The sequence below is a fragment of the Streptomyces sp. NPDC000348 genome, from assembly GCF_042898795.1.
Classification (GTDB): Bacteria; Actinomycetota; Actinomycetes; order Streptomycetales; family Streptomycetaceae; genus Streptomyces.
This window is the reverse complement of sequence record NZ_JBIAZD010000011.1, coordinates 43,168-62,056: the sequence shown is the minus strand read 5'-3', so window position 1 is coordinate 62,056 and position 18,889 is coordinate 43,168. Positions and strand designations below refer to the sequence as shown.

The 18,889-nt window shown below is 73.9% G+C and carries 17 protein-coding genes and 1 pseudogene; 11 read left to right on the top strand and 7 right to left on the bottom strand.

Features of this window, described 5'->3' with window-relative positions; genetic code table 11:
- Positions 1 to 11: 11 nt before the first annotated feature.
- Positions 12 to 680: a pyridoxamine 5'-phosphate oxidase gene (gene pdxH / locus ACFY3N_RS22015; protein ID WP_390818389.1), complete on the bottom strand. Its 669-nt coding sequence runs from the start codon at positions 678 to 680 to the stop codon at positions 12 to 14.
- A gap of 289 nt (positions 681 to 969) precedes the next feature.
- Here pdxH and ACFY3N_RS22010 point away from each other — a divergent pair, with 289 nt between their 5' ends.
- From ACFY3N_RS22010 to ACFY3N_RS22000, 3 genes are all read left to right on the top strand, one after another.
- Positions 970 to 2,070, top strand: coding sequence for a citrate synthase 2 (locus ACFY3N_RS22010; RefSeq protein ID WP_390818388.1), 1,101 nt, complete (start codon positions 970 to 972; stop codon positions 2,068 to 2,070).
- A gap of 316 nt (positions 2,071 to 2,386) precedes the next feature.
- The gene (locus ACFY3N_RS22005; protein WP_390818387.1) at positions 2,387 to 2,923 is read left to right on the top strand and encodes a GNAT family N-acetyltransferase; all 537 of its coding nucleotides are present in this window, start codon (positions 2,387 to 2,389) and stop codon (positions 2,921 to 2,923) included.
- 61 nt (positions 2,924 to 2,984) lie between these two features.
- Positions 2,985 to 4,379, top strand: coding sequence for a PAS domain-containing protein (locus ACFY3N_RS22000; RefSeq protein WP_390818386.1), 1,395 nt, complete (start codon positions 2,985 to 2,987; stop codon positions 4,377 to 4,379).
- Positions 4,380 to 4,511: 132 nt separating this feature from the next.
- On the opposite strand, the gene ACFY3N_RS21995 is transcribed toward ACFY3N_RS22000, so the two are convergent.
- Entirely contained in the window at positions 4,512 to 5,267 is a 756-nt protein-coding gene (locus ACFY3N_RS21995; RefSeq protein ID WP_390818385.1) for an SIS domain-containing protein, read from the bottom strand.
- Between the two features lie 227 nt (positions 5,268 to 5,494).
- Between ACFY3N_RS21995 and ACFY3N_RS21990 the strand changes: the two genes are divergently transcribed.
- Complete coding sequence (locus tag ACFY3N_RS21990; RefSeq protein ID WP_390818384.1) at positions 5,495 to 6,187, top strand: metal-dependent transcriptional regulator; 693 nt, start codon at positions 5,495 to 5,497, stop codon at positions 6,185 to 6,187.
- A 511-nt stretch (positions 6,188 to 6,698) separates the two neighbouring features.
- Entirely contained in the window at positions 6,699 to 7,577 is an 879-nt protein-coding gene (locus ACFY3N_RS21985) for an alpha/beta fold hydrolase (protein WP_390818383.1), read from the top strand.
- Between the two features lie 145 nt (positions 7,578 to 7,722).
- Here the strand turns inward: ACFY3N_RS21985 and ACFY3N_RS21980 are convergent.
- Both ACFY3N_RS21980 and ACFY3N_RS21975 read right to left on the bottom strand, forming a co-directional pair.
- Positions 7,723 to 7,895 (bottom strand): annotated as a pseudogene (locus tag ACFY3N_RS21980) (transporter); the annotation flags it as partial.
- Between the two features lie 48 nt (positions 7,896 to 7,943).
- Positions 7,944 to 8,606 carry a bifunctional DNA primase/polymerase gene (locus ACFY3N_RS21975; RefSeq protein WP_390818382.1) on the bottom strand — a complete coding sequence of 221 codons (663 nt, stop codon included), beginning with the start codon at positions 8,604 to 8,606 and terminating at the stop codon, positions 7,944 to 7,946.
- A 306-nt stretch (positions 8,607 to 8,912) separates the two neighbouring features.
- On the opposite strand from ACFY3N_RS21975, the gene ACFY3N_RS21970 reads away from it, so the two are divergent.
- Together ACFY3N_RS21970 and ACFY3N_RS21965 are read left to right on the top strand one after the other, a co-directional pair.
- Positions 8,913 to 10,298 (top strand): transcriptional regulator, encoded by a 1,386-nt coding sequence (locus ACFY3N_RS21970; protein WP_390818381.1) that lies wholly within the window; start codon positions 8,913 to 8,915, stop codon positions 10,296 to 10,298.
- 177 nt (positions 10,299 to 10,475) lie between these two features.
- Entirely contained in the window at positions 10,476 to 12,194 is a 1,719-nt protein-coding gene (locus tag ACFY3N_RS21965) for a hypothetical protein (RefSeq protein ID WP_390818380.1), read from the top strand.
- A 48-nt stretch (positions 12,195 to 12,242) separates the two neighbouring features.
- On the opposite strand, the gene ACFY3N_RS21960 is transcribed toward ACFY3N_RS21965, so the two are convergent.
- The gene (locus ACFY3N_RS21960) at positions 12,243 to 13,556 is read right to left on the bottom strand and encodes an ABC transporter substrate-binding protein (RefSeq protein WP_390818379.1); all 1,314 of its coding nucleotides are present in this window, start codon (positions 13,554 to 13,556) and stop codon (positions 12,243 to 12,245) included.
- A 172-nt stretch (positions 13,557 to 13,728) separates the two neighbouring features.
- Here ACFY3N_RS21960 and ACFY3N_RS21955 point away from each other — a divergent pair, with 172 nt between their 5' ends.
- Together ACFY3N_RS21955 and purU are read left to right on the top strand one after the other, a co-directional pair.
- Positions 13,729 to 14,175, top strand: a complete 447-nt coding sequence (locus ACFY3N_RS21955) for a hypothetical protein (RefSeq protein WP_390818378.1) — start codon at positions 13,729 to 13,731, stop codon at positions 14,173 to 14,175.
- Positions 14,176 to 14,222: 47 nt separating this feature from the next.
- Positions 14,223 to 15,104 carry a formyltetrahydrofolate deformylase gene (purU, locus tag ACFY3N_RS21950; RefSeq protein WP_390818377.1) on the top strand — a complete coding sequence of 294 codons (882 nt, stop codon included), beginning with the start codon at positions 14,223 to 14,225 and terminating at the stop codon, positions 15,102 to 15,104.
- A gap of 182 nt (positions 15,105 to 15,286) precedes the next feature.
- On the opposite strand, the gene ACFY3N_RS21945 is transcribed toward purU, so the two are convergent.
- Both ACFY3N_RS21945 and ACFY3N_RS21940 read right to left on the bottom strand, forming a co-directional pair.
- On the bottom strand, positions 15,287 to 16,450 hold the full coding sequence (locus tag ACFY3N_RS21945) for a maleylpyruvate isomerase N-terminal domain-containing protein (protein ID WP_390818376.1): 1,164 nt from the start codon (positions 16,448 to 16,450) through the stop codon (positions 15,287 to 15,289).
- Complete coding sequence (locus ACFY3N_RS21940; RefSeq protein ID WP_390818375.1) at positions 16,447 to 17,028, bottom strand: sigma-70 family RNA polymerase sigma factor; 582 nt, start codon at positions 17,026 to 17,028, stop codon at positions 16,447 to 16,449. The genes ACFY3N_RS21945 and ACFY3N_RS21940 overlap by 4 nt, the downstream gene beginning before the upstream one ends.
- A gap of 371 nt (positions 17,029 to 17,399) precedes the next feature.
- Here ACFY3N_RS21940 and ACFY3N_RS21935 point away from each other — a divergent pair, with 371 nt between their 5' ends.
- Entirely contained in the window at positions 17,400 to 17,780 is a 381-nt protein-coding gene (locus ACFY3N_RS21935) for an STAS domain-containing protein (RefSeq protein ID WP_390818374.1), read from the top strand.
- A 151-nt stretch (positions 17,781 to 17,931) separates the two neighbouring features.
- Entirely contained in the window at positions 17,932 to 18,444 is a 513-nt protein-coding gene (locus tag ACFY3N_RS21930; RefSeq protein ID WP_390818373.1) for an EF-hand domain-containing protein, read from the top strand.
- Positions 18,445 to 18,889: the final 445 nt, after the last annotated feature.

Below are 18,889 nucleotides of genomic sequence, written 5' to 3'. Positions count from 1 at the left end.
CCGCCCCCGGATCAGGGGCTCAGCCTCTCCACCCGCCAGGCCCCGTCCGCCCCGGCGACGTACCGGAGGCGGTCGTGCAGCCGGTTCTCCCTGCCCTGCCAGAACTCCACCGCCTCCGGGACCACCCGGAAGCCGCCCCAGTGCGGTGGCACCGGCACCTGCTCGTGCTCCGGGTAGCGGGCCGCCAGGTCGGCGTAGGAGGCGTCGAGCTCCGCGCGGCCGGCGATCACCGAGGACTGGCCGCTGGCCCACGCGCCCAGCTGGGAGCCGTGCGGGCGGGTGCGGAAGTAGGCGGCCGTCTCGTCGCGGCCGGTGCGGCGCGCGGTGCCGGTGACGATGACCTGCCGGGCCATCGGATGCCAGGGGAACAGCAGCGAGACGTGCGGGTTCTCGGCCAGGTCACGGCCCTTGCGGGAGTCGTAGTTCGTGTAGAAGACGAACCCGTCGTCGTCGAAGTGCTTCAGCAGCACCGTGCGCGAGCTGGGCCGCCCCGCCGCGTCCGCCGTGGAGACGATCATGGCGTTCGGCTCGAACAGCCCGCCGTCCGTCGCGGCCTGTTTGAACCAGCGCGCGAACTGCTCGACGGGAGTGGCGGCCAGGTCGGTCTCGGAGAGCCCCTCGGTCCGGTACTGCTTGCGCATCGAGGCGAGAGCGAAGGGGACGGCGTCTCGATCGGTCACGCCGTCATCCTGCCGTATGCGCGCGGCCGCCGGGAGGGAGGTGTCCCGCATCACGTGGTGGCACTGAGTGCCGCGAACCCTCCCCAAAGATGGCACTCGGGGATATCGTGCTGCCACTGATCCGGTTGGGTGACCGCCAGCCGGGCATCACAGGGGTGACGTCCCGGACCGCGAGTCCGTTCGAACGGACCGCGGATCCACCGGACGCGCCCCGCTCCCCCCGACTGCCGGCACAGGGTCGTCCCACCCCACAACCCCATCCGTCACCCACCTCACAAGGAGCCGCCAGATGTCCGACTTCGTACCCGGGCTCGAAGGAGTCGTCGCGTTCGAGACGGAGATCGCCGAACCGGACAAGGAGGGCGGCGCCCTGCGGTACCGGGGCGTCGACATCGAGGATCTGGTCGGGCACGTCTCCTTCGGCAACGTCTGGGGGCTGCTCGTCGACGGGGCGTTCAACCCCGGACTGCCGCCCGCCGAGCCGTTCCCGATCCCCGTGCACTCCGGCGACATCCGCGTCGACGTGCAGTCCGCGCTGGCCATGCTGGCGCCCGTGTGGGGCCTGAAACCGCTCCTCGACATCGATGCCGAGCAGGCCCGCGACGACCTCGCCCGCGCCGCCGTCATGGCCCTGTCCTACGTCGCCCAGTCCGCACGCGGCCAGGGCCTGCCCATGGTGCCGCAGCGCGAGATAGACAAGGCCGAGTCCGTCGTCGAGCGCTTCATGATCCGCTGGCGCGGCGAACCCGACCCCAGGCACGTCGCGGCCGTGGACGCGTACTGGACGTCGGCCGCCGAGCACGGCATGAACGCCTCCACGTTCACCGCGCGGGTCATCGCGTCGACGGGGGCGGACGTCGCGGCGGCCCTCTCGGGAGCCGTCGGCGCCATGTCCGGCCCGCTGCACGGCGGCGCGCCCTCGCGCGTGCTGGGCATGATCGAGGAGATCGAGCGCACCGGGGACGCCGGGGCGTACGTCAGGCAGGCCCTCGACAAGGGCGAACGCCTCATGGGCTTCGGCCACCGCGTCTACCGCGCGGAGGATCCCCGCGCCCGCGTCCTGCGCCGCACCGCCCGCGAACTGGGCGCCCCGCGCTTCGAGGTCGCCGAGGCGCTGGAGAAGGCGGCCCTGGCCGAGCTCCACGCCCGCCGCCCCGACCGGGTGCTGGCCACCAACGTCGAGTTCTGGGCGGCCATCGTGCTGGACTTCGCCGAGGTCCCGGCACACATGTTCACCTCGATGTTCACCTGCGCCCGCACGGCGGGCTGGTCGGCGCACATCCTGGAGCAGAAGCGCACGGGCCGTCTGGTCCGGCCCTCGGCCCGCTACGTCGGCCCGGGCACCCGCGACCCGCGCGAGATCGAGGGGTACGCGGACATCGTCCACTGAGCGGGGCCCCGGAAAAGCAGGCGACCCGCGAGTCTGGTTCCTCCCTCGGGAGGAGCCGGCCGGACGCTACCGGCGACTCGCGGGTCGGGTGACTGCGTTGGATTGGGCCGGTTGCGTGTATCTCGCACACGCCGGTCCGGCGCCGAACCGAGTACGACGGCGGGCCACTAGCCCGCAGCCACCTCTTCCGTCCGGTTGTCATACATCTGCCGAACCACCTCCCTTCTGAAGTACCGCCCACCTTAAGAACTGGCTCCCGTCCTATCAACCACTTTTTTCGTTGACCCCCCGCGCGGGAGCGCGATTGGCTTGCGGGATGAGCGGTCTCCGTATCGAAGCCGTGGCCGGCGACGCCGTGCTGGAGCAGTGGCGGCACGTCCACAACGTGATCGTGCCGCCCGCCGCGATGACCCTCGACGAGGTGCGGGAGCGCGTCACGCGCGGGTACCGGCTGGAGAACGCGTACGCCGGTGACGTGCTGGTCGGCTGCTCGACGGTGCGGCCCCCGCAGGGGGCGGACGCCGTGGTGACGGTCATCGCGCGGGTGCTGCCCGAGCACCGGCGCAGGGGGTACGGGGCGGCGCTCTGCGCGTCGGGGATCGGGCACGCGCGCGGCGGGCGCCGGGGCCGTCGAGACCGTGGTCCTGGCCGCCGACGAGGACGGCGTCCGGTTCGCTCGCGCGCGCGGGGCTTCGACGAGGTCGAGCGGTATGTCCTGCCGGGGGAGAGCGAGCTGTGGCTGACGCTGCGGCCGGCGCCTTTCCCCTCGTGGACGGGCGGATGGGGCGGCGCCGCACAACGATTTCCTCAATCTTGCGGGAACCCGATGTGCGCTGTGTCACGTTCAAGTTGAATGATTGCAAGTGAGCGAACCGTCGTGCCGTACGTGCGGACGCAGCCTGCAGGGGGTCCAGGTGAGTGCTTCCCGGCGTAGTGGGACCACCGACGAGCTGGGGCCGGACGAGCCCGAGCCCGCGCGGGAGGGATCGGACGGCTCCGACCTCCTCGCCGCGCTGCTCGACGGCATGGACGCCGCCCTGTGCGCCTTCGACGCGGACGGGATCGTCACGCACTGGAACCGTGAGGCGGAGCGGATCCTCGGCTGGACCGCCGCCGAGGCGGTGGGCCGGGCCGGCTTCGCCGGGTGGGCCGTGCGCAGCGCGGACGCCGAGGAGGTCGAGGCGCGGCTGATGTCGGCCATGGACGCGCCGGGCCGGCAGGTGAACGAGTTCGCGCTGCTGACGAAGGACGGCGGCCGGGTGCTGGTGCGGACGCAGTCCGCGGCGGTGCGCGGGCCGGACGGGAAGCCGGCCGGGGTGTACTGCGCGTTCAGCGAGGTGCACGCGCAGATCGACCTGGAGCGGTCGATCGCGCTGAGCGAGGCGTTGCTGGAGGACGCGAGCTGGGGTGTCGTCCTGGTCGACGCCGATCTGCGGCCCGCGGTGGTGAACGCGCACGCCGCGCGGGCGCTGGGCAGGGGGCGGGCGTCCGTCCTCGGGCGGCCGCTGGGGGAGCTGCTGGCGCAGGGCGTGGAGGAGCTGGAGAGCGCGCTCACCCATGTGCTCGCCGAGGGCGCCCCGCCCGCGCCGGCCGACCTGTGGGTGAGTGTGCGCACGCCGGAGGGCGAGCGGCGGCGGTGCTGGCGGAGCGGGTTCGTGCGGCTGTCGTCACCGCTGGCGGAGGAACCCGTTCCGATGGGGGTCGGCTGGCTGTTCCAGGACGTGACCGAGTCCCGGCAGGGTGAGCAGGAGGCGTCGCTGCTGCGGTTCCGCGCGCAGCAGCTGCACCGCGCGGCGCGGGCGGCGGCGGAGTGCGAGGACCCGGCGGAGGCGGCCACGGTCCATCTGGACTTCGCGCTCGCCGGGTTCGCCGACCACGCGCTGATCGACCGGGTGGCCGACGGCGGCCGGGACGCCGACCGGGTGCGGCTGGTACGGATCGCCGCCACCCCGTCCGGCGCACCGGGACCGAGCCGGCTCGCCGGGCGGGCGGGGCTGCCGGTGCGGTACGGCGAGGGGCATCCGGCGGTGCAGTGCGTGGAGCGGGCCGGGACGGTGCGGGCCGACGCCGGCTCCCTGGGCGCCGAGGAGGCGCGGGCGTGGGCGCTGTCCCGGCAGTGGCCGGGGGACGCGGTGCACGCCCTGTGCACGGTGCTGCGGAGCCGGGGGCGCACGCTTGGTGCTGTGACGTTTCTGCGGGGTGCGGGCCGTACCGCGTTCGAACGTTCCGACGCGATGTACGCGGAGGACGTGGCGGTCCGCATCGCCACGGCCCTGGACCTGGCGGCCCTCCTCGGCGACGACCGCTGACACCTTTTCCGCCCCCGCCGCCCCTTCCCGTCCCGGGGTTCCGCCCCGGACCCCGCTCCTCGAACTCCCCCGGAGAGGCTGAATTCCAGGCCGAAGGGGTCTGGGGGCACGGCCCCCGGGCCGGGGCGGGAATCAGTGGCGGTAGAAGATGCGGTCGGCGTACTCCTCGAAGACGCGGGCGTTCCATTCGTGGCCGCCGTCCACGTTGCCGGAGCGCAGCAGCGGCGGTTCGATCCCGCGGTCGGCGAGCACCGCCGCCGCGGTGGCCATGACGGCCTGGAGGAGCGCCGAGGTGACCACCGTCGACGCGGGGGCGAAGGGCGCGGGCACGTTGTCGAGGGTGAGCTCCGCGTCACCGACCGCGATCCGGGAGTCGAGGACGAGGTCGCAGTGGTCCTTCAGGAACGTCCCGGAGGAGTGCCGGGACGTCGTCTGCGCCGCGTACGCCACCGACGTCACGCCGATCACCCGCACGCCCCGGTCGCGGGCCTTCATGGCCATCTCCACGGGCAGCGCGTTGCGCCCGGACAGCGAGACGACGATCAGCGCGTCGCCCGCGCGCAGCGGAGAGGCGTCGAGCACGACGCCCGCGAGCCCGTCGACGCGTTCCAGGGCGGAGCCCAGCGTGGCCGGCATCACGTCGACGCCGACGACCCCCGGGACGGCGAGCAGGTTCATCAGGGCGAGTCCGCCGGCCCGGTAGACGAGGTCCTGCGCGGCGAGCGAGGAATGCCCGGCGCCGAAGGCGAAGAGCCGGCCGCCGTCCGCGACCGTGTCGGCGAGCAGCGCGCCCGCCGCCGCGACGGACCCGGCCTCCTCGTCGCGGATCCGCTGCAGCAGGTCGATCGCGGCGTCGAGGAACCGGTCGGCCGGCGTGCGGTCGCTCATGCGGCGTCCCTTCGGGCAGGAGTGTTGCGGATCACCGTGCGGTCTGGACCAGTGCCGTGTCAATACGGTGGCCGACGGCACGGTTTCCCTCCGTGAAGCCCCTCGTTTTCACAGCGCGGCCCGGTTGTCGTTCCCATGCGCAAGAATTGACTCCTGGGCCAGCGCACGCGCCGGTGAGCCGTCCAGCCTCCGGCAGAGCCATCCGCAGATCTCATCGAGGGGCATGTATGTCCGGACTGATCGACACCACGGAGATGTATCTCCGCACCATCCTCGAGCTGGAGGAGGAAGGTGTGGTCCCCATGCGCGCCCGGATCGCCGAGCGGCTCGACCAGAGCGGACCGACGGTCAGCCAGACGGTGGCGCGGATGGAGCGCGACGGCCTGGTGTCCGTCGCCCCCGACCGGCACCTGGAGCTCACCGAGGAGGGCCGCCGGCTCGCCACGCGCGTGATGCGCAAGCACCGCCTGGCCGAGTGTCTCCTGGTCGACGTGATCGGCCTGGAGTGGGAGCAGGTCCACGCCGAGGCCTGCCGCTGGGAGCACGTGATGAGCGAGGCCGTCGAGCGCCGTGTGCTGGAGCTGCTGAGGCACCCCACCGAGTCGCCGTACGGCAACCCCATCCCCGGCCTGGAGGAGCTGGGCGAGAAGGACGTGGCCGACCCGTTCCTGGACGAGGGCATGGTGTCCCTGGCCGACCTCGACCCGGGCGCCGGGGGCAAGACGGTCGTGGTGCGCCGGATCGGCGAGCCCATCCAGACGGACGCCCAGCTGATGTACACGCTGCGCCGGGCGGGTGTGCAGCCCGGTTCGGTGGTCAGCGTGACGGAGTCGGCGGGCGGGGTGCTGGTGGGCAGCAGCGGCGAGGCGGCCGAGCTGGAGGCGGAGGTGGCCTCGCACGTGTTCGTCGCCAAGCCCTGACCGGCCGGGGGACGGGGACGGGACGCGGGGCGGACGAGCGGTGCGCGTCCGCCGGTGCGAACGCGCCGAATCCGTGATCCACTGCGTCGAATCGCAGCGCTCGCCGGATCCGCGTGCGAGGCTGTCGCGTGAGGCATATGACCTGAGTGGCTCTGGCCGGGCCCGACAGCGATGTCACCCCGGCAGGGGAGGGGCGGGACGATGTGCCGTGACCACGTGAGGAGCCCCGGCGCCGCACGGCGCCGGGGCCCGTCCTCCCCTGTGCTGACCCGGAGCCCCGAGCTCTCAGGGTCATTCCCCTCGGACCGATTTCCCCGAGCGGTCCGCCTCCCGTTGAAGATCTCCCCCGGGCTGCGGCGATCAATCCCCGCAGGGGGTCACTCGAACGAGGGGTGTTGGCGGGCGAGAGGCCGTCTTCGAATGAGCATTCGATAATCTGCGGACAGTGGCAACGGGCAGGGCCAGCACGACGGGCAGCGGGCAGGCAGCGAGCTTGGGGGGTGCCAGGAGCATGGCGCGACGCATCGATGTGACCGGGGCGGACGGCGTACGGCTCGCCGCCTGGGAGTTCGGCGACCCGCCCAAGGACGGGGCCGACCCGGCGGAGGGCACCGCGCGGGGCGCCCCCGGTGTGCTGTTGCTGCACGGTCTGATGGGCCGCGCCTCGCACTGGGCGTCCACCGCCCGCCGGCTCTCCGGGCGGTACCGCGCGGTCGCCCTCGACCAGCGCGGCCACGGCCGCAGCGACAAGCCCCCGCATGCCTCCTTCACCCGCGACGCCTACGTCGACGACGCCGAGGCCGCCCTGGAGCAGCTCGGCCTCGGCCCCACCGTCCTCATCGGCCACGCGATGGGCGCGCTGACCGCCTGGCAGCTCGCCGCCAAACGCCCCGACCTGGTGCGCGGACTGGTCATCTGCGACATGCGGGCCTCCGCCCTCGGGGCCGCCTCGCAGCGCGAGTGGGCGGAGTGGTTCAAGGCCTGGCCGGTCCCGTTCGCCACGCTCGCCGACGTGCGCAAGTGGTTCGGCGAGGACGACCCCTGGGTGGAGCGGCCCCACCCGGCCCGCGGCGCGTTCTACGCCGAGGTGATGGCCGAGTCCCCGGACGGCTGGCGTCCGGTGTTCGACCCGGACCAGATGCTCCGCTCCCGCGAGACCTGGGTGTTCGACGCGCACTGGGAGGACCTGGCCCAGGTGCGCTGCCCCGCCCTGGTGGTCCGCGGCCTCGACGGCGAACTCGGCCGCGCGGAGGCCCAGGAAATGGTCCGCGTCCTCCCGCACGGCCGGTACGCGGAGATCGCCGACGCCGGCCACCTGGTCCACTACGACCAGCCGGAGGCCTGGCTCGCGGCGATCGAACCCTTCCTGGAATCGCTGGGCGAGGGCTGACGCCGGCTCGGCCCCCGCCCACCGCCGTCAGGATCCCCGGCGGCCGGCGGGCCGTCCGCGGGGCCGCCGGCCGCGGGCCGAGGAAGGCCAGGACCGCGCCGTACACCGTGCCCACCGGCAGCAGCGGTCATTGCGGGCCGGCGCCGTCCGCGCCGGTGTCCGGCTGCTCCAGGCCGGAGGAACCCGGCCGCTGCGCCCCGAGGTCGACCACCTGCGCTCCGAGGCGATCACCAGCCCGCTGAGCACCGCGGGATCCCGGCCCCTGTGGCTGGTGAGCAGCCGTACGCCGGCGGCGGCCACCGCCCGCGCGAGCGCCACGGACCCGCGGTCGCGCGGCACCACCGGCCGCGCGGGACGACAGGCGCCCTACCGGTCACGGCCGCAGGCGTAGGCCAGCGGCGAGATCAGCTCCTCCACGTCCGGCAGCCACCGGTTCGCGGCCGTGGGCCGGCAGGCCCACTGCACGGCCCCCCGGCACCCGACCCGCGTGGGCGGCCCGGCGACGAAGTCGCCCTCCCCCCGCACCACCAGGTCGAGCGACGACACCGACCACCCCAGCCTGCGCAGCGAATCCGGCAGCTTCGCCGACGCCCCCGGCAGCACGAAGAACTCCATCCGCCGGTCCGGCGTCACCGTGACCGGCCCCAGCGTCAGCTCCATCCGCTCCATCCGCGCGAGCGCCAGGAACCCCGCCGTCTCCGGGACGGAGACCGCGTCGAACGTCCGCCCGGTGGGCAGCAGGATCGACGCGGCCGGCTGCCTCTGCCACAGCCGGCGGACGACGGTCGCGCTGCCGGTCGCCTGGGCCGCCCAGTCCGGGCGGGCCGGGTGCGCGCCGGGCGCGGAACACGCGGCGTCACCGCACGAGCAGCGCTGCACCCCCTCGACGGCCTCCAGCCAGGTGCCCGGGAACACGTCCCAGTGCCGCTCCTCGGCGTAGCGGACTGCGGTGTCCAGCAGCGATTCCCCGCGCTGCGTCGGGATCTGTACGGCGTCGGCGCCCGCGATCGTCTCTTCCACGATGAACACAACTACGGCCGTCACCAGGGGTTACGCCCGCGCGCATGCGCGGGGGAGGAGCATCGGTTCCGTGTTCGGGGCGCATGGGTGCATCCACGGGGGCGCGCGGGAGGATCCGCGTCCCCGGTGGGTAACCAGGAGGGGGGTCGGTAACTGCCGTTACCCCGGCAATCCTCACATGTCCCGCATTGTCAGTACTTCGGCGGGGCATTGATCTTCCCGGCCGCACTTCCCGCCGGGACGCGAGACGTACGGCCACGGAAGACACGTCAACTCGGTGCGTGGGCAGGGCACCGCAGTCTCAGGGGGTACGCCATGGCCGCAAGGCCTCTCGTCGCGCGGCAGCCGAACGAACGGCTGCAGGCGCTCATCCAGGAAGCCGGATGCTCCAACGCCGGACTGGCCCGCAGGGTCAACATGTGCGGCGCCGAGCACGGCCTCGACCTGCGCTACGACAAGACGTCGGTGGCCCGCTGGCTGCGCGGACAGCAGCCGCGGGGCCGGGCGCCGGCGATCATCGCGGAGGCCCTGGGCCGCAAGCTGGGCCGTACGGTCACGATCGACGAGATCGGCATGTCCAACGGCAAGAACCTTGCGTCGGGCGTCGGCCTCCAGTTCTCGCCGACGGTACTGGGGGCCATCGAGCAGGTCTGCGAGCTGTGGCGCAGCGACGTGGGCCGGCGGGACTTCCTGTCCGGCTCCTCCGTGGCCGCCTCCGCGCTGGTGGAGCCGAGCCGCGACTGGCTGATCTCCGCGCCCGACGGGCAGGTGGCGCGCTCCGCCGGGCCCCGCGTGGGCCAGTCCGACGTGGCGGCCGTACGGTCCATGACCCAGGCGCTGGTGGACCTGGACCACCAGTACGGCAGCGGGCACGTGCGCCCGGTCGTGGTCCACTACCTCAACAGCGTCGTCTCGGGGCTGCTGGCGGGGTCGTACCGCGAGGCCGTGGGGCGCGACCTGTTCGCGGCGGTCGCGCGGCTGACCGAACTCGCCGGGTACATGGCCGTCGACACCGGGCAGCCGGGCCTCGCCCAGCGCTACTACATCCAGGCGCTGCGGCTGGCGCAGGCGGCCGGGGACCGCGGATACGGCGGATACGTGCTCGCCGCCTCCATGAGCCACCTGGCCGCGCAGCTCGGGAACCCGCGTGAGATCGCGCAGTTGGCGCGTGCGGCGCAGGAGGGCGCGCGGGGGCGCGTGACACCCCGCGCGGAGTCGATGTTCCACGCGGCGGAGGCGCGCGGGCACGCGCTGATGGGCGACGTGCACGCCGCGCAGACGGCGGCGGGGCGCGCGGTGAGCGCCATGGAGGCCGTCGATCCGGCCTCGGGCGACGACCCGGTGTGGATCGCGCACTTCGACGAGGCCTACCTGGCCGACGAGTTGGCACACTGCCACCGGGACCTCGGCCAGGCGGAGGCCGCCGCGCGGTGCGCCCGGCAGGCGCTGGAGGGGCATCCGGCGTCGCGGGCGCGGCGGCGGGCGATCGGCCATGTGCTGCTGGCCACCGCGCAGGTGCAGCAGCGCGAGATCGAACAGGCCTGCAGTACGGGCCTGAAGGCGATGGAACTGCTCGACGGACTCCGGTCCAACCGGGGCGCCGAGTACCTGGAGGACCTCCAGCAGCGCCTGGAGCCGTACCGGGAGGAGTCGGTGGTACGGGAGTTCGGGGCGCGGATGGAACTCCAGACGGCGGCGTGACGTCCACGACGTGACGGGCAGGGGTGGGGGAGGTGACGCAAAGGGCTTGTGGTGAACCGGTTTTGTTACCGCGCTCACAGGGCAGGAGGCCGGGTTCCGTGCTGCGTGGCACCGGGCTCCGGGGACCCGGTAGCGTGAGCCGACGATTCACAAGGTCCCCCATTGGTAGGAGTCCCGGTGACGCAGAGTGGACAGGGCGAGGAGCCCTCGGCGCGCCCCGCGCGCGAAGGCATCGTGCTGCCCTCCGACGGTGGTGAACCCCTGCTGCCGGGCATGACGACCGGACCGGTCGCCCCCGGCGGCGGCGCGGACGGCCGGAGCTCCGGCGGCGCCTTCCCCGCCTCGGCCCCGCCCGGAGGCCAGACCTGGGGCACGCCGTGGGGCCCCGGGCAGCAGAGCCCGGCCCCACCGCCCGGCCAGGACTGGCAGCCCTCGTCCGACGGCCGGTGGGGCACCCCGGAGCCGTCCCCCTGGGGCGCGCAGAACCCGCCCGCCCCGGCCCACGGCGGCGGTCCCGGCCCGCTCCCGCCCGAGGGAGCGCAGACCCACGGCGGCCACCCGCCGTACGACGCGCACGGCGCCGGATACGACGGGAACACCCCGCCCGACCCGTACGGAAATGTTCCGCACGGCGCCGCGGACCCGTACGCCGCCGGAGCCCCGCTGCCGCCCGCGGACGCCGGCCCCTACGGCGCCCCCGCCCAGAACGGCTACGGCGCCCCCCACTACCCGCCGGCCGCCGCGCCCGACGGGTCGGAAGGCGTCACCCAGTACATGCCGCCGGTGCCCGCCGGCGCCGACGAGGGCGCGACGCAGTTCATATCCCCGGTGCCCGCCGGCGCCGACGAGGGGGCGACACAGCTCATACCCCCGGTGGGCCCGGGTGCGCTGCCCCCCGAGATGCCCGCCCACGGCTCCGAGGCGGGCGGGTACCCGGGCGTGTCCCCGCAGCACGCGCCCGGCGCGGGATCCCCGCCGCCCGCCGGCAACCCCGACGCCGAGGCCACCCAGTACATCGCCCCCGTCACCGACCACTCCCCCGGGCAGTCCTACGGCGCCCCGCCGCCCGGTGACGGCAACCGGCAGCCGCCGGCCGAGTTCGACAGCCTCTTCCGCAGCGACGCCGCCGGCGGCCCGGCCGGATCCACCCAGCAGCTCCCGCGCGTCGACCACGGCCGGCCCGCCCCCGCCCCGCCCGGCGGCCCGGCCGGCCCCACCGCCCCGACCGGTGGCCGGGGCGGCCGGGGCGGCCGCGGTGGTGGCCGTACCGGCTCCCGCGTGCCGCTCATCGCGGCGGTCGGCGTCGGCATCGCCCTCCTCGGCGTCGGCGCGGGCGCGCTGCTCGGCAGCCCGGGCGGCGACGACGACGGCGGCGACAACCAGACCGTGTCCGCCACCGCGCCCGCGAGTGGGGAGGCCTCCGCCTCGCCGTCCGCCGACCCGGCCCGTCAGCAGGCCGTCGCACTGGACAAGCTGCTGGCCGACAGCGGCGACAGCCGGACCACCGTGATCAACGCGGTCGCCGATGTGAGGGCCTGCCGCGACCTCGGCCGGGCGGCCGAGGACCTGCGCGAGGCGGCCGGGCAGCGCAACCAGCTGGTGACCGACCTCTCCGGCCTGTCCGTGGACGAGCTGCCGGAGCACGAGGCGCTGACCACCGCGCTCACCAAGGCGTGGAAGGCGTCGGCGTCGGCCGACGACCACTACGCCGCCTGGGCCGACCAGACCGCCGGCAAGAAGGGCTGCAAGAAGGGCCAGGCCCGGTCGACCGACCAGACCCTGGCCGGCAACCGGGCCAGCGGCACCGCGACCACCGAGAAGAAGAAGGCCGCCACGCTGTGGAACGCGATCGCCAGGCAGTACGGCCTGACCGAGCGCCAGCCGACCCAGCTGTGACCGGGCACCACCGACCCGCGGTTCCGCCCGGCCGGGCGGAACCGCGGATCAGCCCAGATCCGCTTCCCGCAGCGTCTCCGTCACGTCGGTAAAGCCCTTGCGGGCCGCGACCAGCCGGCCGTCCTCGACCACCTGCAGGGTCACGTTCGCGTTGACCAGGCGGGGGAAGCCGACGGCGGCGAGGTCATCCTGGAAGTCCCACCACAGGGTGGGGGTGAGCCCGCCCGTGGTGACCTTCAGCCCGCCGTCCAGCGCCCCGCTCACCGTGTCGGCGCTCACCTCGCCGTCCCCCAGCGACTCGACGACCTGCTTGAACACGGTGTAGGCGATCCAGGTGGTCTGCACCCCGGCGTCCGCGGCGTCGATCCGGTTGTCGCCGAACGCCTCCTCCTCGATCACCTTCTTCATCGGGTCCCAGCGGGCGTCGCCCGCCGCCGGGTACCAGCCGGTGACGTACGACCCCTCGTACGGCCCCGACGCCCCGCCGGACGCGTCGATCGTCGACTGGTCGACGCTGCCCAGCACGGTCGCGGTGCGCACCTCGGGGTAGTCGGCGCGGGCCCGCCGGAAGGAGTCCATGAAGGTGTTCGTGCGGTCGCCGAGGGCGGGCACCACACAGCCCCGCTCGGCCGCGTCCGCGGTGGCGCGCCCCAGGGCCTGCTCCGCCTGGCTGCCGTACGAGGTGGCGTCCTCCGCCGCCCGCCGGTCCTCGGACCGCGCGTGCCCGCCCGCCTCCAGGCCCGAGTCGATCAGCGGGGGCAGCTGGTCGCCCGCGATGGTGTCGGGACGGATCAGGACGACCGGCCCGCAGGCGCCGGCCAGGGTGCGGCCGAGACCGGCCAGCAGCGTCGGCTGGCCGCCGTTGACGGGATAGGACAGGGGGCTGGTGAACTCGTGGTTGGTGATGCCGTAACCGCCGATGTACGGGATGCCGGCGCCCTCCAGGGTCGGCATGAAGGAGTCGGCGTGCTGGCTGTAGGAGCCGACGACCGCGACGGCGTCCTCCTGGACCGCGCGCCGGGCGCACCGTGCGGCGGTCACCGTGTCGTTCCGGTCGTTGCAGGTCAGCACGTTGAGCCGGCGGCCGTCGATACCGCCCTGGGAGTTGACCCAGCGGGCGTAGGCCTCGGCGAACGCGGGCATCCCGGGCTTGTTGGTGGCCTTGGTGTCCTGGGGCGCCCACGTCATCACGGTGATGGGGCCGTCGTCCCCGGAGCCCCCCGTGGCACCGGGGACGATCCCGCACCCGGCGACGAGCGACGCGCACGCCACCAGCGCGCCCGTGGTCAGGGCGCCGGCTCTGGCGGGCCGGTGGAGGAGCCGGGGGAGGAGAATGCTGCGGATGCGTCGCCTGCCGGTCATGCTCAGGCACGATTCCGCCACACAGCCAACCCCGGAGTGATCCTCGGTCGACGGAAAGTGACGGCGAGGTGAATTGCGGGGCCCCGTACCGCCCGTGCGGGGCGGAAACGTACGATCGACGATCGTGCAAGGTTCGGAGAACTCTTCCCGTCGCGGCCGTCGCTCCTCCACCATGGGCGGCATGCCACTCAACGACATGCCGTGGTGGCGCTGGCGCAGCAATGTGCGCTCCGCGCTGCACATGCTCTCCGATCCCGCCTTCCAGCGGGACGTCTGGCTGGCCGGGGTCGACGGCTACGGCGACGTCACCGACGCCGTCTACCGGCTGGTCGAGGACACCTGGCTGGACAACTGGTCCGCCGAGAAGTACGTCGGCACGATCTTCCGCGACTCCCAGGAGGCGGCGCTCGTCGACACCGCGGTGCTGCGCGTCCTGCGGATCATGCACCAGGTCGGTCCGGACGCGCCGGTGACCGCCTACCTCGAGCACGAGGGGTGGCCGGAGGCGGTGCGGGCCGCGCGGGACGCGCACGTGCGGATGGCGGCGAGCGACGGCGACGACCCCGAGGCGCCGCCGAGCACCCTCGAGGTGCTGCGGATCCTGACGCGGTCCGCGTAGCGGAACGGCAGGCCGGCCGTGCCCGCGCGTGTGGGACCCTTTTCTGCATGAGCGAGCAGTCCACCCGAGCCGCGGCCCCGGCCGACCAGTACGTCCTCACCCTGTCCTGCCCCGACAAGCAGGGCATCGTGCACGCGGTGTCGAGCTACCTCTTCATGACCGGCTGCAACATCGAGGACAGCCAGCAGTTCGGTGACCACGACACGGGGCTGTTCTTCATGCGCGTCCACTTCTCGGCGGACGCCCCCGTGACCGTGGACAAGCTGCGGGCGAGCTTCACGGCGATCGGTGACGCCTTCCACATGGACTGGCAGATCAACCGGGCCGACGAGAAGATGCGCATCCTGCTCATGGTCAGCAGGTTCGGGCACTGCCTGAACGACCTGCTGTTCCGCGCGCAGACCGGCGCGCTGCCGGTGGAGATCGCCGGGGTGGTGTCCAATCACACCGACTTCGCCGAACTGGTGGCTTCGTACAACATCCCCTTCCACCACATCCCGGTGACGAGGGACACCAAGCCGCAGGCCGAGGCCCGGCTGCTGGAGATCGTGCGCGAGGACGACGTCGAGCTCGTGGTCCTCGCCCGCTACATGCAGGTCCTCTCGGACGACCTCTGCAAGCAGCTCTCCGGGCGGATCATCAACATCCACCACTCCTTCCTGCCGAGCTTCAAGGGCGCGAAGCCGTACCACCAGGCGCACGCGCGGGGCGTGAAGCTCATCGGCGCCACGGCGCACTACGTCACCGCCGATCTCGACGAGGGGCCGATCATCGAGCAGGAGGTCGAGCGGGTGGGGCACGACGTCACGCCCGAGGGGCTCGTCGCGATCGGCCGGGACGTGGAGTGCCAGGCGCTGGCGCGGGCGGTGAAGTGGCACGCGGAGCGGCGCATTCTGCTCAATGGGCGGCGGACGGTCGTTTTCGCCTGACGGCTCGGCTCCGTCCGCTCCGCCGGCGGCCGCGGATGGTCCGTGGCCGGTCGCGCCCACGCGGCGGAACCGCATGTCGATACGGGCCCGCGCCCCTTTCGGGCGGGTTCACCGAACCCGCCCGAAAGGGGCTCGGGCGGCCACGGACCACCCGCACCCGTCCGGGACACCGCGCCCCGCCCCTACATCCGGCTCATGCTCGCCGCGGCGAGCAGCACGTCCTTGATCGCCTCGCGGTCCCCGACCTGCCCCACCGCGGCCTCCCGCGGCGGCACGTGTCCCGCCGCCAGCCGGCAGAACTCCGCCCCGTCCAGCGCCACGTGCGCCACCTCGTGCTCCGCGGAGCCCTTCGCCGCGGGGGAGTCCAGCGGGATCAGCCACTCGCCCCCGCCGGACCCCTCGATCTCCAGCCGCAGGCTGCGCCCCGGCTCCCCGGCGGCGACCAGGCGCCGCTCCACGGGGGAGGCCAGCCCGTGCAGCCGGCGGTGCTCGAGGACGGCCGGCAGCATCCGCGCGGCCAGGTCGACGATGCGGTGCAGATGCCGTCCGGAGGGCGGGTCGTACGGGTAGTCCACGGCCTCGGCGATGTCCTCCGCGTGCACCCAGCACTCGAAGGCCCGGTCCAGCATCGCGTCGTGCAGCGGCAGTGCGTAGTCGCCGTACGAGACCGGCAGGCGTCCGGTGCCGCCGCCCGTGAGGGACACCGTCCGCACGAGGTCGTGGCTCTGCTCCCGCCAGGGCGTCCGTACGGAGCGGGTGGGCGGGAGGCGGGCGGCCCGCCAGTACGCCTCGGTGCGGTCCGACGGGGTGGACCGGACGGCCGTGGCGTCGCCGAGCGGGTCGTCGAGGCCGAGCGCGACCGCGACCAGCCCGTCGACCGTCAGCAGGTGCGCGATGACCCCGGCGACGGTGGTGCGGCGGCTGCTCGCCTCGTCGGACTCGTACCAGCGCAGCCGCACCGGCGCGTGCCACTCGGAGTTGCCGAAGTCCTGGAGCAGCGCGTCCAGCCGCGCGGTCTCGGCGTCGTAGGCGGTGGCCCACTCCGGCACGGGGAGGCGGGGCGGGCGCCGCTCCAGGCAGGACTCCAGGACGCGGGTGCGCAGGCCGGGGTCCAGGTCCAGGTTCTCGGGCCGCTGGAGCAGGCCGACCGCCCCGCGCAGCCGCAGCGCCTCGTCCGCGCAGGACCCGCAGGCGCCGAGGTGCTCCTCGACGGCGGCCGCCTCCGCCGGCGTGCAGGCGGCCAGTGCCCAGGCACCCAGCAGCGACGTCAGCACGTGGTGTTCCAGCACGAGCGGTCCGGCGTCCTTCTCCCGGTCGTCGTACGGCCCGGCGCGGTGCCCGCTCACGCGGCACCCCCGGTCCCGGGCGGGGCGCCCGGGGCCCCGGTGTCGTACGCGGTGGCCAGCAGTTGCAGGCCCAGGCGGAGCCGGCGCCGGGCCTCGTCATCGGTGACGCCCAGGTCCGCGGCGGTCCGGCGGTAGTCCCGGCGCTGGAGGTACGCCAGCTCCAGGGCGGCCCGCAGCGGCGCCGGCATGGACTGGACGATGTAGTCGGCGCGGGCCGCCACCGAGGCGTGCCGCACCGTGCGCTCCAGGTCCTCCGCGGTGCCGGGGCCGCCGCGGGCGAGCGCCGCGGTCCTCGTGGTGCGCAGCCGTCGTACGGCCAGCCGGCCGGTCAGCGCGGCGAGCCAGGTGCGCAGGGGCTCCTGCGCGGGGTCGTAGGAGTCCGGGTGCTCCCAGAGGTGGGCGAAGACGTCGCGGGTGACGGCGTCGGCTGCGCGTTCGTCGCCGACGACGCGGTGGGCGAGGCCGTGCACGAGCGAGGCGAACCGGTCGTAGAGCTCGCCGAGGGCGGCCGCCTCCCCGCGCGCGAGGCGCTGCTGCATCCTGCGGTCCCAGCGGGGCGATACGTCCGTTGTCGGCATGCGGCCCCTCACCCCCTTTTCCTCCCCCGGCCCCGGGGTGGTCGGCTCCCGGGTCCGGCGTGTGGCCGGCGACTCCAGGAATGTAGTCGGCACGGAGGAGGGCGCACGCCCCTTTATGGCAATGTGCGCCCCTGGAGGAGCCACAGGTGGTAAGGGACCGCCCGCCCACGTCGGACGCCGTTCGGATGGCATCTACCCCTCTCCCCGGTGATCGGAATCGATCGAGTCAGATCGAAAGCGACTTAAAGGCGACTGGAATAAGCCCTTTCTGTTCGGTACCCGTTTTTCGGCCCACGTTTCGGGGAACGGCCGGTGGGCAGCCGCGCTGCAAGGAAGCGTAGGGACTGCTTCCGTTCCGGTGAGCGAGGGGCGTGGTGGTGACCTTCAAAGTGACCGACAAGGAGCACGGCGGGTGGGCCGTGCTCCGGGTGTCGGGCGAGCTGGACCTGGTGACGTCCCCGGTGCTGCGCCAGCGGGTGCACGACGTGGTGGCCGAAGGCAGGCACAGCCTCGTCCTCGACCTCTCCGAGGTGTGGTTCTGCGACTCCAGCGGGGTCGGCGTGCTCATCGCCTCCCGCCGGCTGCTCCGCTCCTGCCGGGGCAGCCTGCGGCTGATCCTCCCCGCGCGGGGGGCCGCCGACGGCAGTCACGTCAACAGGGTGCTCGGCGCCCTCGGGGTCCGCCGGCTCTTCGACATCCACCCGGACGTCCCCTCCGCGGTCGACGAGGACTCCCGCCCGCTGCCGGCGTGACGCCCCGTGCGCGCGCTCACACGTGTCACACGCGTGTCCCGTTATTCCCCCGGTCTTGGTCCAGGCGTCGTTTTCCGGCTCCCCGGCGACCCTCCACCACGTACGCTCCCAGCGAGACGACCCCACTGACCTAAGGCGGCCCGAGAGAGACATGGTCACCAGCGAGTACGAGCGCAGGATCGCGGCCCGCTTCGCCGGCTTCGACCAGGACGGCAACGGCTACATCGACCGCGAGGACTTCAGCGGAGCGGCCAAGGCGCTGCTCGCCGAGTTCGGCACCGCGGCCCGCTCCGACCGGGGCCAGGCCCTGTACGTCGGCGCCGAGGCGTTCTGGCAGGGCATGGCGGGGATCGCCGACCGCGACGGCGACCAGCGCATCACGCGCGAGGAGTTCGTGAACGGCGCGGTCAAGCGGCTGCGGGACACCCCGGACCGGTTCGCCGAGATCGCCCGCCCCTTCCTGCACGCGGCGCTCGCCGTCGCCGACACCGACGGCGACGGGACGGCCACCGTCGAGGACACCGCGCGGGTGCTGAAGGCGCTCGGCGTCCCCGGGGACCTCGCCCGCACGGCCGCCGCCGCGCTGGACTCCGACGGCGACGGCAGGATCGGCGAGGAGGAGGTCGTCCGCTCCTTCGCCCGCTACTTCACCGTCGCCGAGTAGGACGCCTCCGCGCGGATGTCACGGATCGTGGCATTGGCCGTGATCACGGAGGGTCGGCACCGGCCCGTGCCCCGTACGGCGCCCGTCACGGCCCGGAGTCGGACGTCCGCTCCGGTACCTTGTGGGGGATGCGAGTGGTCCCGGGCACGCACCGCGCCGGAGTCGCCCCCGAGGCGACTCCGTACCGGCCGGTGCCTGCGGCTCTCCGCCGGGTGGCCGGGCGGAACGCCGGCCCCCGTTCGACCTCCCGGGGCGGGCGTCGCACAGTATGCCGCACGTGTACTCCTTCGCGCTGGAATATGCCCGAAGCGCTTGGTGGGGTGACTGTACGTCAACCATGCTGTCCCGTGGGGGATTCACGTTCCGTGACCCCCGTCCCGGCCGTTGTCCCGGCCATGCAGGAAATGGCTACGATCGTGGCCCCCGTGAGGCGCGCGTCCAAGTG